Here is a 14230-nt window from a genome sequence, read left to right on the forward strand (position 1 = left end):
TGCGCCCGAATCCCGAGCCTTCTCCCTGTCTGACAATTTCGACGGAAATGGGACTTCGGTCCGGCAACGCATCTCAATGCCTGTCTAGGAAGCGTGCTGGCGAAACCAGCCGTGGAGAAAGTCGACGAAGACGCGGACCTTGGCGGGCAGGTAGCGGCGATGCGGGTAGACGGCATAGATGCCGCGATCCTTGGGCAGGTAGTCGTCGAACAGCGGCACCAGCTCGCCCGTCTCGATATACGGACGGGCGATGAAGTCGGGGATCATGGCGACGCCGAGGCCGGCGCGCGCGGCGCGCAGCGTGGCGAGCGGGCTGTTGACCTCGATCGGGCCGCTGACGCTGACCGATATCGTGCCGCCCTGCGGGTCGGCGAACCGCACGCTGTTGTGCGAGCGGGAATTTGTGTCGACCAGGAAGGGCACGCGCGCCAGCTCCTGCGGGTGGATGAGCGGTCCGTACTTCGCGACGAAGGCCGGCGTGGCGCAGGCAAAGATGCGGAAATCGGACAATTTCTTGGCGATCAGGGCCGAATCATCGAGCTTGGTGATGCGGATCGCCAGATCGAAGCCCTCCTCGACCAGATCGACGAACCGGTCTTCGGCGACGATCTCCAGCGAGAGATCCGGATGCGCGGTGGCGAAGTCGATCAGCGACTGGCCGACTTCGGCGTCGATGAAGGTGCGCGGCACGGTGACCTTGAGCTTGCCCTTGAGGTCGGTGTTGTTCTCCCGCACCAGGTCCGCTAGGCTGTCGATCTCTTTCAGGATCTCAGTCGCGCTGCGGTAGTAGGTATGTCCCGCCTCGGTCATCGAGAACTGCCGCGTCGTGCGGTTCAGCAGCAGCGCGCCGAGTTCGTCTTCCAGTTCCCGCACATATTTCGACAACAAGGCCTTGGACCGCCCGGTCTTGCGGGCGGCGGCGGAAAAGCCCTCGGCTTCGACGACATCGATAAAGGCGCGGATGCGCGTCAGCGTGTCCATGGATCTCTTCCTTGCGGTACTATGCCCGAATTGTGAACACATCGGTCGGATCGTTCAATCATTTTTCTGCCCGCAGGGTCAAAAAACGCTTGATTATGACCGCGAACATTCTTATCTCCTGCTCAGCCCAAAGTCGCACGTGCCCATGGGTGTCCGCCGACCCTCGATGTGGTGAGGAAATCGGTAAGGTACCTGGAACTAACCCCTCCAGTCGCTATTCCGGCCATCCGGGAAATGCGAGGACATCTGAAGCAACGACGGTGCGGGCCTTTCTAGTCTCTTCCGGCTTTCCATCAGCCGGAGTTACTTCAGAGGCACACCATCATTGCCGGAAGTGCGGTCGGGTTATCCCACCAATCCATGGCAGACAAAGCCGAATTGACGCTCCTGGCAGGGTGTCGGTTCACTCTTCGCGCTTCGAGCGCTCGTACGGCATCAGCGTCTCCACCGGCTGGTTTCGATCGAGTTCTCGTCGTCCTTTGTCCTTCCGTATTCGGCAACGAGTCCGGGAACCTTGGAATTTGAGAGGGATAGACCCATGACCACCGCTCGTATCCTCGACTTCATCAATACCCGACGTCCCGAAGGTCCCTGCCTCGTGGTCGACCTCGACGTCGTGCGCGACAATTATTCCGCCTTCCGTCATGCCCTGCCGGACAGCGCGATCTACTATGCCGTCAAGGCGAACCCGGAGCCGCAGATCCTCAAGCTGCTCGCCTCGCTGGGCTCGAGCTTCGACTGCGCCTCTGTCGCCGAAATCCAGATGGCACTCGACGCCGGCGCGACCGCAGGCCGGATCTCCTACGGCAATACGATCAAGAAGGAACGCGACATCGCCCGCGCGCATGCGCTCGGCATCGATCTCTTCGCCGTCGACAGCCATGAGGAAGTCGAGAAGGTTGCCCGTGCAGCCCCCGGCGCCCGCGTGTTCTGCCGCGTGCTGACCGATGGCGAAGGCGCCGAATGGCCGCTTTCCCGCAAGTTCGGCTGCGTGCCGCAGATGGCCGTCGACGTGCTGGTCTACGCTCATCAACTGGGACTCGATTCGTTCGGCGTGTCCTTCCATGTCGGTTCGCAGATGACCAAGGTCGATGCCTGGGATTCGGCCCTTGCCGATGCCAAGCGCGTCTTCACCTCGCTCGCCAAGCAGGGCATTCACCTGCAGATGGTGAACATGGGTGGCGGCTTCCCGACCAAGTACCTGCGCGATATCCCGTCGGCCGAGGCCTATGGCCGCGCGATCAACGGTGCGCTGAAGAAGCACTTCGGCAATCACATCCCGCAGACCATCATCGAGCCGGGTCGCGGCATGGTGGGAAATGCCGGCGTGATCAAGGCGGAAGTCGTCCTGATCTCGAAGAAGTCGGACAACGATGCGCATCGCTGGGTCTTCCTCGACATCGGCAAGTTCGGCGGTCTGGCCGAAACCATGGACGAGGCGATCCGTTACCCGATCCGCACGGACCGCGACATGGACGAGATGGAGCCCTGCGTGCTCGCCGGCCCGACCTGCGATTCGGCCGACGTCATGTATGAGAAGAACATGTATCCGCTGCCCGTCTCGCTGACGATCGGCGACGAGGTTCTGATCGAGGGCACGGGCGCCTATACGACGACCTACTCGGCGGTCGCCTTCAACGGCTTCGAGCCGCTCAAGGCCTACGTGATCTAAGGCCTAGCTGGACTTCGCCGACCGCGCCGGTTCAACCGGCGCGGCGCAACAAACCATCATCGGAAACACTTCTTGGTACGGGAGGCCGCCATGGCCGCTGTTCTGGACGTCGTGCGCGCGTTTTTCGCGCCTGCATCTGCGCCTGCCTTTGTCATCGATAACGAAACGCCGGCCGATGTCGTCGCCCGCGAAGCCCTGCTCGATCGCGCCATGGGTGCTGATCGCCGCAAGAAGTCGTCGGAGAAGATCCGTCGGGACCGGCTGCCGGCCGAGGGACTGGCGATCGTCGCCCGCGACCGCCTCGGGCATGTGATCGGCACGGTACGGCTGTGGAACGTCGAAGCGGGCGTCTCGCGCGAAGGCCGGTCGATCGACGCGCTGCTGCTCGGGCCGCTGGCGGTCGATGCCGCGCATGAAGGCAAGGGCATCGGTTCGGCGCTGATGCGCGCCGCCATCCTCGAAGCCAAGAAGCGCGACCATGGCGCCATCCTGCTGGTCGGCGATGCCGCCTATTACGAACGCTTCGGCTTCTTTGCCGAAAAGGCGCAGTATCTCGTCATGCCGGGGCCTTTCGCCCGCGAACGTTTCCTCGCGCTCGAGCTGAAGCCCGGCTGGCTCGACGGGGCTGCCGGCATGGTGGTGGCCTCCGGTCGCAAGCTGTCGCACGCGACGTTGCGCCGGACCTCCTGAGGTCCCAAGAGACCGGCTCGCCCCCGGCGGTGCTCGATGCTTGCTTGCATCTGGAGCCGGAAGGGGTGCGGGCCTTTCATCCCGCCGTCGGGTTACGGCGGGGCAGACGTCCCCTCTCCATCCACGGAGAGGGGGCGTTTTCGCTTCTATCGAGGCCGTCCGGGATCGCGGACTTGTGTGTTCCTGAAGCGCCACCGCAGAAAAATCGACGAGACGGTGGAACAAATTGCCCCGCCAAGCTTGTTAGACTCCGTGTGACGCGTTTCGTCACGGCACAGCGCGCGTCCTGCCGATGCGGGGCAGCCTGAGAGGGAGTACAGCGATGATGAAGAAACTCGGATGGGGCGCAATCGCCCTCATCATATCCTCCACGCCGGTTCTTGCCGCGGATGCCGTCATGGAGGCTCCGGCCGTTCCGCCCGAAGTGGTCGATACCATGCCGACGTTCAGCTGGGCGGGCGGCTACATCGGCATGCATGGCGGCTACGGATGGGGCAATGGTGACTTCTACGATGGTGTCGGCTCGGCCTCGGACGATTTCGACGGCGGCCGTTTCGGCGGTTTCGTCGGCTACAACTGGGACTTCGGAACCAGTGCCATCGTCGGTCTCGAAGCCGACCTGAACTATGACTGGAACGAAAACAGCTACGGCGCGGTCGATGTCGGTACGGGCCTCAACGGCTCCGTCCGTGGCCGGGTCGGTTATGCCATGGACCGCGTCCTGCTCTATGCGGCAGGCGGCTGGACGGCGACCAATTTCTCGGTCGACGGCGGCGGCTTCGATGAAAGCGAGATGCTGCACGGCTGGACGCTCGGCGCCGGCTTTGACTACGCGATCACCGACCGCGTCTTCACCCGTCTCGAATATCGCTACAACGACTACTTCGAGAAGGAAGTGCTGGGAGTCGATACGGACTTCAACCAGCATGTGGTCAATGTCGGCATCGGCGTGAAGTTCTGATCGACGACGTTCCCTGCCAATCTCAATGCCCGGCGAACCCGAAATGGAGCGCCGGGCATGAGCGCTTGACCTGCGCCGCCGCTCAGAACCGCTCCTCGTTTTGGCGGGCAAGTTCGTCCAGCGCGTCGGAATCCGGTTCGTAAGTGCCGGTCTTCTCATTCAGGCGATAGGTCGCCGAGACGGTGCGGGCAGGGCTCGGCATCGGCTCCGTGTCGCAACTTTCCTCCACCGTCTCCTCCCGAATAGTCACCTCGACACGCAGCGCCGGGTGCGAGCCGGCCGCATCGACGCTGACCGCCGGCTCCTGCACGCGACTCAGTCCGCAGAGGCGCTCCGAAAAGGTCAGCACCGTGTCGATCGGTTTAAGGCCGCCTTCGGTGGCCAGCACGAGGCTGGTGATACGATAGCTCTGGCTGGAGTTCCAGTGAGTGCTTCGGGTCAGGAGTGCCGTGGTGTCGTCGCCGAGGTCAAGGAAGGCCGGCGGTGCGAAGCCGGATTCGCGGTCGAGGCCGACGTTGAGCGAATCGAGCAGCCGCGGTGCTTCTTCCAGGGCATAGAGCGCGAGGATCGCTGGCGCCTGCGGAACATCGCTGAACGGACCGAAGTCGAACAGGACGGCCAGTTGTTTCTTGCCTGCCCGCTCGAAGGCCACCGTCTCCACCCCGTCGAGGGCCAGGCCGTCCGGCCATTCCTTGTCGAGGTCGAAGCGTTCGGCAAAGTCGGCGTCGAGGTTCCTGCCCCTCCAGTTCATGTCGTCGGCGGCGAGATCGGGCACGAAGGTGCGCACGAGGTCGAGATAGGTCTTGTCGGTTCCGGCTACCGGTGCATCGAGGCTCTCCAGCCGGCTTTCCCCGGCGAGGGCGGAGCACGGCGTGAGCGCCAGGAGAGCAAGGGCGGCGAGGGCGAAGAAAGCATGCAACGATTGCTCGTCCGGTCTCTGTTGTCTGTTCGAGCCCATCGGAGAATCACCTCTGCGGCAATGCCGGCGGACCCTTGCGGCGTGTTCGGCGTGGGTGCTGCGAATGCCGTGACGCAGCAGGCTTTTTCAATCGTCAAGTGACGCTGTGGCCAAATTGTGACAGCCGCAGGGCAGCATCAGCATCTGTTTGATTCCTCATGCGTCTATTGATCTAGCTCAAATGCCCTTGCGTTTCTGGCGGCGTATTTTGTGCACGGCACAAGCCATTGATCTACTCAAGGAGAGACCCCATGACCAAGACCTGCACGCGGCTGATCAGCGCCCTTGCCGCAGCCACCGCATTGCTCCTCATCGGCCAGGCGGCCGGCGCGGCGGACATGACGCCTGTGGCTGAAGCGGCGCCGGATGCTCCGCTCGTGGCGGCTTCGAGCCCGTGGCAGGTCCGTGTGCGCGGTCTTGGCGTGATCTCCGAAGACAACGGCCACGTGAACGGCATTGCCGGTTCGGACCTTTCCTACAGCGATACCTACATCCCTGAACTCGACATCACCTACTACTTCACCGACAACATCGCAGCCGAACTCATCCTCGGCACGACCTATGCCAACGTCTGGGGCGAAGGTTCAATCTCTGGCCTCGGCAAGATCGGCCGCACCTGGATCCTGCCGCCGACGCTGACCCTTCAGTACCACTTCACCGATTTGGGCGCCTTCAAGCCTTATGTCGGTGCAGGCCTGAACTACACCATCTTCTACAATGAAGATGGTGCCAATGCTGCCGATCTCGACATCGACGACGCCTTCGGCGTCGCCGTCCAGGCCGGTTTCGACTACATGCTCGACGAGCATTGGGGCGTAAACTTCGACGTCAAGAAGATCTTCCTCGAGCCTGATTTCACGGCCAATGTCGGCGCCGACGTCGACGGTACCGCCAAGCTCAATCCGTGGCTGGTCGGCGCAGGCGTCACCTACCGCTTCTGATCGTCAGGATCGGATCGCAACATTGAAGGCCGGGAACGTAGCGTTCCCGGCCTTTCCTTTTGGCCGGCCGTGCGACCGGTTCAAAGGTGCAACGTTGCAAGCCGGGCATTGCCAGACGGATCGTCGGGTCGGCTGGCGGGGGTTGCAATCGCCTCGGCCGCGTACTATCCCCGCGCGGTAGCTCTCAAGGGGATGTGACGGCATGAAAATCGGTGCTCTCAGCTGGAACGGCAACAATATCGGCGACGATATCCAGAGCGTTGCCGTCATGCAGCATCTCCCCCCCGTGGATGTGTTCCTCAACCGCGACCATCTCAACAGCTATGATGGCCCCGAGACGCTGCTCGTCACCAATGGCTGGTTCCTGTCGAAGCTCGACAACTGGCCGCCGAGCCCGTCGATCAAGCCGATCTTCTTCGGTTTCCACGTGCAGAAGCACGCCAAGCCGACGATCGCGCGCCATGTCGACTATCTGAAGAAGCACCAGCCGATCGGTTGCCGCGACCAGGGCACGGTGGATTTCATCCGCTCGCTCGGCGTCGAGGCCTATCTGTCGCTGTGCAACACGCTGACCTTCAATGCGCCGGCCGACCGCGATCCGGATTCGATCTATCTCGTCGAGGCCAATCGCGACCAGCTGTCGCCGAAGCTGTTCAAGAAGGGGCTGACGGTGAAGACGGTCAGCCATCGCTTCATCGACGTTTCGGCGCAGACGCGCCTGCAATATGCCAAGGAAATCGTCGAGACCTATGGCAAGAAGGCGGCGCTGGTCGTCACCACGCGTATCCATTGCGCCATGCCCTGCATCGCCATGGGAATTCCGGTGATCTTCGTCGGGCCGAAGAGCTATCGCACCCAGATCGTCGAGGAAGTCGGCCTTCAGCGACACAATACCTGGCATCCGCTGAAGCACCCCTTCACCCGCAGGATCGAGGCCTGGCCGCAGCCGCTCGACATTGCCGAGACCAAGAAGCGCGTGACTGCCGACATCAAGTCGCGCATCGCTGCTGCGCTCGCCAAGGGGTGAGCCCATTACCGGTAAACGCGCGCTCCGGCGCCGTTACCGCAGGAAGTTCCGCTTGAAGGTCTGCATGATGAACTCGACCGATTCCTCGGTCGGGTGGCGGAAGTCGTCCTTCATCGGGTTCGGCAGGAACGACGTCACCATCTCATAGGACGGGAAGTAGTAGAGCTTGCTTTCGGCGGAGGGGCCTACCTCGCGCATCAGTTCGTCGATCGCCACCCGGAGAGAGGCCTTCGAAACCGAACTTGCGGTGATACAGGAGACCGGCCGGAAGGTGGCCGCGAGCGGCACGGGCGAAAGCGTCATGATGACCGTCGCGTCGGGCCGGTGGGCGCGGATGAGCTGGTAGGTGCGGCGCAGGTTGTCGAGGTTTTCCACCGCGCCCAGAACGCGGAAACCGTGGCGCTCGGCGTCGAAGTCGCGCTTCGGGATGGCGCGCCAGAAGATCTCGCCGGTCGGCTTGTCGTACCAGACCTCGGAGAGGCCGAGCGTCAGGATGAAGATGTCGGATTTCTCGAAGATCGCCCGCGTCGCCTGGCGGACTTCGTCGGAATAATCGCCGGGAACGCCCTCTTTGTCGTGCCAAAGCTCGATCTTCGGTGTCTTGCCCTCGAAGGCCCATTCGAACTGCTGGCGGATCGCCGCCGAATTGACGATGCCTTCGCCGCTGCGCACCACATAGGAGTTCAGCTTCATGTCGCGGCCGAAGACCTGATAGCCCTCGCGATAGAGGTATTTCGTCACCTCGCTGGCAAAGCAGCTGCCGAAGGCGGTGATGTAGTGCTCGCGGGTAATGAAGGGGGCGTCCGGAAACCAGCCCTTGCCGACATATTCATCGACGGCGTTGGGCTGGGCGATCGCCTTCTTGTCGGGGAAGAAATTGGTGGTCTCGCCACGATACCAGGTCGCGTGCGCTTTGCGCTTCGCGCCGCCGGTCTGGTAGTAGATCTGGTCCTCGCGCTCCGGCTCGTCGACGAGCTTGAGGGCGCGCAGAAGCTTGTAGCGCAGGGTCTTCTTTGGGGGCTTTGAAGGAGCTGTGGCCATGCCTGAGCGATAGCCTACCGGGGCAGGCAATTCAAGCGAGCGATGCGGTCAACGATGCCGTCGACAATGCGCCCGTCGCAATCCGGATGCTCGCCGACCGCAAAGCAAGGCAGCAGGCAGGGGGCCCTGCCTGCTGCCGGATCTGGCGCACTGGTTCCTGCAATGTCAGGCGGCGCGCGAGGGCGCCGGCAGCGCTGCTGCTTCCGGCGCGGAGCCGGCCTCGCGCATGGCGGCGCGGCGATTGAGCTGGAACCGGCCGACCAGCATCGTCAGGTGCGATGCGCCTTCGGCGAGCGTGTGGCTGATGGCGGTCGTCTCCTCGACCATGGCGGCGTTCTGCTGGGTCATCTGGTCGATGCTGTGGATCGCCGAAGAAATTTCCTGCAGGCCGGTCGCCTGTTCGCGGGCAGCGGTGGCAATCGCGTCGATATTGGTGTCGACGCGAGCAACGAAACCCTGGATATGATCCAGCGCCTGTCCGGTGTCGCCGACCAGCTGTACGCCGGCCGAAACCTCCACCGTCGAGTTCTGGATCAGGCCCTTGATCTCGCGGGCGGCGGTGGCCGAACGCTGGGCAAGCTCACGCACTTCCTGGGCAACCACGGCAAAGCCCTTGCCGGCCTCGCCGGCACGGGCCGCTTCCACCCCGGCGTTCAGCGCCAGAAGGTTGGTCTGGAAGGCGATGTCGTCGATGACGCCGATGATCTGGCTGATCTCCGAGGAGGCCTTCTCGATGCGCTGCATGGCGCTGATGGCGTCGCGGACGACCTCGCCGGAGGAGATGGCGCATTGCTTGGCGTCACGCACGAGGTTGCGAGTGTCCTGGGTGCGCTCGGCCGAGGAGCGGACGGTGGATGTCACCTGCTCCAGGGCGGCCGAGGTCTGCTCGAGCGCTGCGGCCTGCTGTTCGGTCCGCTGAGAGAGGTTGTCGGCGGCGGCCCGCATCTCCTGGCCGTTGTCGTATAGCGCCTTGGTCTCCGACAGCACTTCTTCCAGCGTTGCCTGGAAGGTGGCGATCGAGTTGTTGAAGTCGCGCCGAAGCGATTCGAAACGCGGCTCGAAGGGCTCGTCGATGGTCATGCGGATATTGCATTCGGCCAGACGATTGAGGCCGGCGCCGAGCGCTTCCACGACGAGGCGCAGGGATTCCGCTTCCGCCAGACGGCGTTCCTCGCGGGCTGTCCGTTCGCCTTCTGACAGGGTGCGGGCCTGCTCCGCCTCGGCTTCCAGCCGGCGCTTCTCCAGGCCGGCGACGCGGAAGACTTCCACGGCCGCGGCTATTTCGCCGATCTCGTCGTTGCGCATCGCATAGGGCACGGCCTGGTCGTAATTGCCTTCCGCCATGCTGGTCATGTAGCTGCTGATATGGCCGAGCGGCTTCAGGGCGCGGCGGCGGATGAACAGCACGGCGCCGAGCGTCGTCAGCGTCAGAGCCGCGCCACCGCCAAGGGCGAGCATCTCGCGCTGGGCCGTCTCGGCGGCGGCAAATTCCTCACGGGTCTTGAGGTAGGCGTTGGACAGCTCGACGAGTTCATTCACCGCCGTCTCATGGACGTGGAAGCTCTCTTTCAGGCCGGGCAGCGCAGCGCTGACGGCGGCGGCATCGCCGGAGGCGACGGCAGGAAGGTAGGCGGCGTCGAGCTGCTGCCAGAAGACGTCACCCTTGGTCAGGACGTCCGAATAGAGCTTGTTCGCCAGTTCCGGCGGCAGGGTCGAGTCCTTCCAGTAATCGCGACGCTCGGCGTAGAGACCTTTCAGCACTTCGAGGCGCGCGACATTGGCCTGCGCGGTCTCGGGATGCAGGGCGGTCTCGCTGGTCAGCGAATAGGCTTCGGTGAGATAGAGCGGCGGCGGCAGGATGTCGGCGATCAGGTCCTTGCCGTCGACGATCTGCTGGTAGATCGGGCCGTTGATCTTGAGCGTCTGGAGGGTCTGCATCCCGATCCCGACCGTGGCGACGAGGCCTGCGGCCAGAGCCAGGCCTGCGGACGTGACCATAAAGGAAATATCGAAGCGCATCGCGTGTTTCCATGAAAACGCCAAGCGTCGAGGCAGGGACGCGCAATGCATGGCATCCCCGGCGGCAGGCCGGTTGGCAGTGCTATAAAGTCTCTTTGTCCAGGGCGGACCGTTCGCACCGCTGCTTTGGCTGCCGGCGGTGGAGCGTTGGACAATGTAAAAATTATGCATCAAGCATTACCGAGCTGTTAAGCACGATATTCGGGCACTAAAAAAAGAGACGGAAATTATGATTTTGTCAGTTTCTACCTGTCGCAGGAAAGCGGCAGGTATATCTCCGATATATATTGAGCCATGCTGAACTCAATCATGCGGATATGTCGATCACTCCGCAATCGCCCGCGTCCGAAGCGTAGGCGAGGAGTTTGCCGCTGGCGCTCCAGCCGATCGACGTGATCGCGCCCTTGCCGGGGCGGCGCAGAAGCGCCTCCTTGCCGTCGGCGATGCGCACGGCGAGGATCATGCCGTCGATGTAGCCGATGGCCAGAACCTCCTCTGCCGGATGGAAGGCGACCTGGGTGACCATGATGTTGGCGCGGGTGCCGAGTTCGAGCGGTGTCTTGCCCATCGGGCCTTCCTTGCCGGAAAACGGCCAGACGATCGCCGCCGGGGCGCCGGATGAGGCGAGCCACTTGCCCTTGGCCGACCAGGACAGCGACTTCACCTTGGCCGGATAGCCGGTCATGCGCATGTGGCGGGTCTCGGCCGACTTGCTGTCGAGCTTCCAGCCGTGCAGCGCGTTCTCCTGCATGGTGGTGACGACGAAGCGGCCGTCAGGCGAGAAGGTGACGCCGGTATGGGCGCCCTTCCATTCGAGGTCGACCGGCGCGCCGGTGGTGCCGATCCAGTGCAGTGTCACGCCGTTGTAGCGGGCTGCGGCGACGCGCAGGCCCTTCGGCGCGAAACCCAGGCCCTCGATGGTGCGCTCTTCGGTGAACTCCCGGACGGTGCCATCGGCGAGCCTCACATAGCCAGCCTTGCCGACCGCATAGGCGATGGCGCCCTGCGGTCCGGCGGCGACGACGGAGATCCATTTGCGCGGCACGTGGGCGAGTTCCGTGACGCTGCCGTCATGGCCGATGCGCAGAACGCGGCCATCCTCGCCGCCGGTGATGAGGGTTTGGTCGGCGCTGTCCTTGACGCAGGCGAGCAGGCCGCCCTCGTGCGCCTCCGTTACCTTTTCGCCGCCGTCGAGGCGGTGGATGCTGCCGGAAGCCGCGGCGAAAACCGGAATGTCGCCGAGAAAGGCGGCGGTGACGACGTGACCTTCGATGTCGAGGGGGGCAACCGTCGGCATCAGGAAGAGGCCTCGCAGGCGTGGAAGCTCTTCTCGATCTTTTCGCGATCAAGGTTGCGGCCGATGAAGACGAGGCGGCTTTCGCGCTTCTCGCCGTCCTTCCACGGGCGCTGGTGGTCGCCCTCGATGATCATGTGCACGCCCTGGACGACATAACGTTCCTCGTCGCCCTTGAAGGCGATGATGCCCTTGAGGCGCAGGATGTTCGGGCCGTCGGTCTGGGTGATCTTCTGGATCCACGGGAAGAAGCGGTCCGGATTCATCTCGCCGCCACGCAGCGAGATAGACATCACCGTGACGTCATGGATCGGCGAGGGGGCATGGTCGTGGTGGTCCTGGCCGTGATGATCGTGGTGATCGTGGTGATCGTGGTGATGATGATCATGGTCGTGGTCATGGTCATGATGGTGGTGATGGTCGTGGCTGTGATCGTGGTCGCATTCCGGACCGCAGACATGATCCGGATCGTCGTGATCGAGGAAGTGCGGATCGTTTTCCAGCGCCCGTTCGAGATTGAAGGCGCCCTGGTTCAGGACCTTGGAGAGATCGACGCCGGAGCGGGTGGTCGAATAGATGCGGGCCGAGGGGTTGATGGCGCGCACGATGTCCTGGACGCGATGCAGTTCGTCATGGCTGACGAGGTCGGTCTTGTTGATGACGACGACGTCGGCAAAGGCGATCTGGTCCTCGGCCTCGCGGCTGTCCTTCAGGCGCAGCGGCAGGTGCTTGGCGTCGACCAGCGCGACCACGGCATCGAGCTCGGTCTTGGCGCGCACGTCGTCGTCCATGAAGAAGGTCTGGGCTACAGGAACCGGATCGGCAAGCCCGGTGGTCTCGACGATGATTCCGTCGAAACGGCCGGGGCGGCGCATCAGGCCTTCCACCACGCGGATCAGGTCGCCGCGCACGGTGCAGCAGACGCAGCCGTTGTTCATCTCGTAGATCTCTTCGTCCGACTCGACGATCAGGTCGTTGTCGATGCCGATCTCGCCGAACTCGTTGACGATGACCGCATATTTCTTGCCGTGATTGTCGGACAGGATGCGGTTCAGGAGCGTCGTCTTGCCGGCGCCGAGATAGCCGGTCAGGACGGTGACGGGAATGGGTTTTGCGGCAGCTTCGGTCATGAAAACCTCGATCGGATGGGGGCGCGGACGATGCGCCTGTAATGGTGTTACCCCATATAGGCGTTGACCCGCAGCAGTTCAAAGGCTTTGTTTGCTGTCGCCCTGATCGTTTGTGCAGACAAAAGTATCGACATCAAAGGCCTGCATGTCACGCAGTAGAGCAATCAGGCCTTCGACCGCGTGATCGATCAGCTTCTCGCCCTTTTCCGCGGTGGCGGCTTTCGCATTGCCGGTCACGCCTTGTCGGTTGAGGTCCGACATCTTCCAGCCGAAAGCGTGCGGGCCGTAGGCGCGCAGATGGGTGAAGCGGGCGGCATAGTCCGCCTGTCGCGATGGGAAGTCGTCGGCTTTCGTCATATTCACGCGGTCGGGGTGAAGGGCCAGCATGACCGAGGTTTCGATCTCGCCGCCATGGATGCCGATCGCCTTCTCCTCGGGTGCGATGACGCCCTCAGGCAATCCGAAGCGCGTCCAGCTCGTGGCCACTGCCAGCATGGCGAAGCGCACCCGGGCTTCCGTGGCGACGATGGTCATCAGCGGTGAATTGCCGCCATGGGCATTGAGCATGACGAACTTGCGGATGCCCTTTTGCGACAGATCCCCGACGATCGCCAGCCAGCGCTCGACGGCTTGCGCGTAGGCAAGCGTCTTGCTGCCCGCGACATCCATGTGTTCGATCGAATAGCCGACCGGCTCGGCCGGCAGGAAGGTCACCGGCAGATCGGCGGGAAGCCTTCCGGCGAGTCGGGCGACGATGCCCTCGATGATCAGCGTGTCGGTCTCGAAGGGCAGGTGCGGGCCGTGTTGCTCGTGGGCGCCGAGCGGCAGCACTGCGATCCATTCGCGCCGGGCGTCGGGCGGGAGCGCGGGATCGTTGTCGTGGAAATAGACCTTTGGCTGCGGCATCTGGCGTCGATCTTCGTTCTTCGCTAAGGATTTCTGGCGCCGAATGTTAGCCGGCACAACAATTGGGATGCCGCATCAGGGGCGGCAGGAGGGCAGAATGGCGAAAAAGGACAAGGGCGACAAGAAAAACAAGTCCGCAAAGAAAAAGGAGAACGGCGAGCGAAGCCCGTCGGTCTCGGTAGCCGTCACCCAGGTCGCCCGTGCCATGCGCACGCAGCTGTCGCGCGGCCTTGCGGAAAGCGGCCTCTATGCCGGCCAGGATACCGTCGTTCAATTGCTGGCCGAGCAGGATGGGCTTACCCCGGGCGCCCTGGCGCAGAAGCTGGGCGTCAAGGCTCCGACCATGACGCGGACCATAGGGCGCATGGAGGCACAGGGTTTCGTCGAGCGGCGCACCGCCGACGTGGACGGACGGCTAACCATGGTGCACCTGACCGCCGACGGCCGTGCCTGTCTCGAAACCATCGTCCAGGCCGTGGGCGAGGCTGAACGGCTGGCGACCAAGGGGCTCTCCGGCAAGGAGGTCAAGCAACTGGTGAAACTGCTGGCGGCGGTCGAGGAGAACCTGCACGAACCGCCGGCGAAAAGCTGAAAGACCCGCTGAATTCCG

General features: G+C 63.3%; 13 protein-coding genes. 6 read left to right on the forward strand and 7 right to left on the reverse strand.

The genetic code is table 11. The features are described 5' to 3' along the window. Window positions 1-84: 84 nt before the first annotated feature. Window positions 85-981, reverse strand: coding sequence for a LysR family transcriptional regulator (locus tag AC07Y0_RS02140; protein ID WP_498674088.1), 897 nt, complete (start codon window positions 979-981; stop codon window positions 85-87). A gap of 538 nt (window positions 982-1519) precedes the next feature. Between AC07Y0_RS02140 and odc2 the strand changes: the two genes are divergently transcribed. The 3 genes from odc2 (at window position 1520) to AC07Y0_RS02155 (ending at window position 4304) form a co-directional block, all read left to right on the forward strand. After that, window positions 1520-2653, forward strand: a complete 1134-nt coding sequence (gene odc2, locus AC07Y0_RS02145) for an ornithine/lysine decarboxylase (RefSeq protein ID WP_498674090.1) — start codon at window positions 1520-1522, stop codon at window positions 2651-2653. A 90-nt stretch (window positions 2654-2743) separates the two neighbouring features. Continuing rightward, on the forward strand, window positions 2744-3343 hold the full coding sequence (locus AC07Y0_RS02150) for a GNAT family N-acetyltransferase (RefSeq protein ID WP_498674092.1): 600 nt from the start codon (window positions 2744-2746) through the stop codon (window positions 3341-3343). 322 nt (window positions 3344-3665) lie between these two features. Beyond that, window positions 3666-4304: an outer membrane protein gene (locus AC07Y0_RS02155; protein ID WP_498674094.1), complete on the forward strand. Its 639-nt coding sequence runs from the start codon at window positions 3666-3668 to the stop codon at window positions 4302-4304. 82 nt (window positions 4305-4386) lie between these two features. On the opposite strand, the gene AC07Y0_RS02160 is transcribed toward AC07Y0_RS02155, so the two are convergent. After that, window positions 4387-5223, reverse strand: a complete 837-nt coding sequence (locus tag AC07Y0_RS02160; protein WP_498674096.1) for a hypothetical protein — start codon at window positions 5221-5223, stop codon at window positions 4387-4389. Window positions 5224-5513: 290 nt separating this feature from the next. On the opposite strand from AC07Y0_RS02160, the gene AC07Y0_RS02165 reads away from it, so the two are divergent. Then, complete coding sequence (locus AC07Y0_RS02165) at window positions 5514-6203, forward strand: OmpW/AlkL family protein (protein ID WP_498674099.1); 690 nt, start codon at window positions 5514-5516, stop codon at window positions 6201-6203. Window positions 6204-6405: 202 nt separating this feature from the next. Beyond that, complete coding sequence (locus tag AC07Y0_RS02170; protein ID WP_498674101.1) at window positions 6406-7230, forward strand: polysaccharide pyruvyl transferase family protein; 825 nt, start codon at window positions 6406-6408, stop codon at window positions 7228-7230. A 33-nt stretch (window positions 7231-7263) separates the two neighbouring features. Here AC07Y0_RS02170 and AC07Y0_RS02175 read toward each other — a convergent pair whose 3' ends face one another. The 5 genes from AC07Y0_RS02175 to AC07Y0_RS02195 all read right to left on the reverse strand — a co-directional run bounded on the left by AC07Y0_RS02175 (window position 7264) and on the right by AC07Y0_RS02195 (window position 13620). Then, complete coding sequence (locus AC07Y0_RS02175; RefSeq protein WP_498674103.1) at window positions 7264-8271, reverse strand: GSCFA domain-containing protein; 1008 nt, start codon at window positions 8269-8271, stop codon at window positions 7264-7266. A gap of 165 nt (window positions 8272-8436) precedes the next feature. Beyond that, window positions 8437-10290 carry a methyl-accepting chemotaxis protein gene (locus tag AC07Y0_RS02180; protein ID WP_498674110.1) on the reverse strand — a complete coding sequence of 618 codons (1854 nt, stop codon included), beginning with the start codon at window positions 10288-10290 and terminating at the stop codon, window positions 8437-8439. 307 nt (window positions 10291-10597) lie between these two features. Then, window positions 10598-11587 carry a WD40 repeat domain-containing protein gene (locus AC07Y0_RS02185; RefSeq protein WP_498674112.1) on the reverse strand — a complete coding sequence of 330 codons (990 nt, stop codon included), beginning with the start codon at window positions 11585-11587 and terminating at the stop codon, window positions 10598-10600. Continuing rightward, complete coding sequence (locus AC07Y0_RS02190; protein ID WP_498674113.1) at window positions 11587-12714, reverse strand: CobW family GTP-binding protein; 1128 nt, start codon at window positions 12712-12714, stop codon at window positions 11587-11589. The genes AC07Y0_RS02185 and AC07Y0_RS02190 overlap by 1 nt, the downstream gene beginning before the upstream one ends. A gap of 78 nt (window positions 12715-12792) precedes the next feature. Continuing rightward, window positions 12793-13620 carry a creatininase family protein gene (locus AC07Y0_RS02195; RefSeq protein WP_498674115.1) on the reverse strand — a complete coding sequence of 276 codons (828 nt, stop codon included), beginning with the start codon at window positions 13618-13620 and terminating at the stop codon, window positions 12793-12795. A 97-nt stretch (window positions 13621-13717) separates the two neighbouring features. On the opposite strand from AC07Y0_RS02195, the gene AC07Y0_RS02200 reads away from it, so the two are divergent. Continuing rightward, complete coding sequence (locus AC07Y0_RS02200) at window positions 13718-14212, forward strand: MarR family winged helix-turn-helix transcriptional regulator (RefSeq protein ID WP_498674116.1); 495 nt, start codon at window positions 13718-13720, stop codon at window positions 14210-14212. The last annotated feature ends 18 nt before the right edge of the window (window positions 14213-14230 follow it).

The organism is Allorhizobium sp. GW101-3B10 (assembly GCF_059424725.1).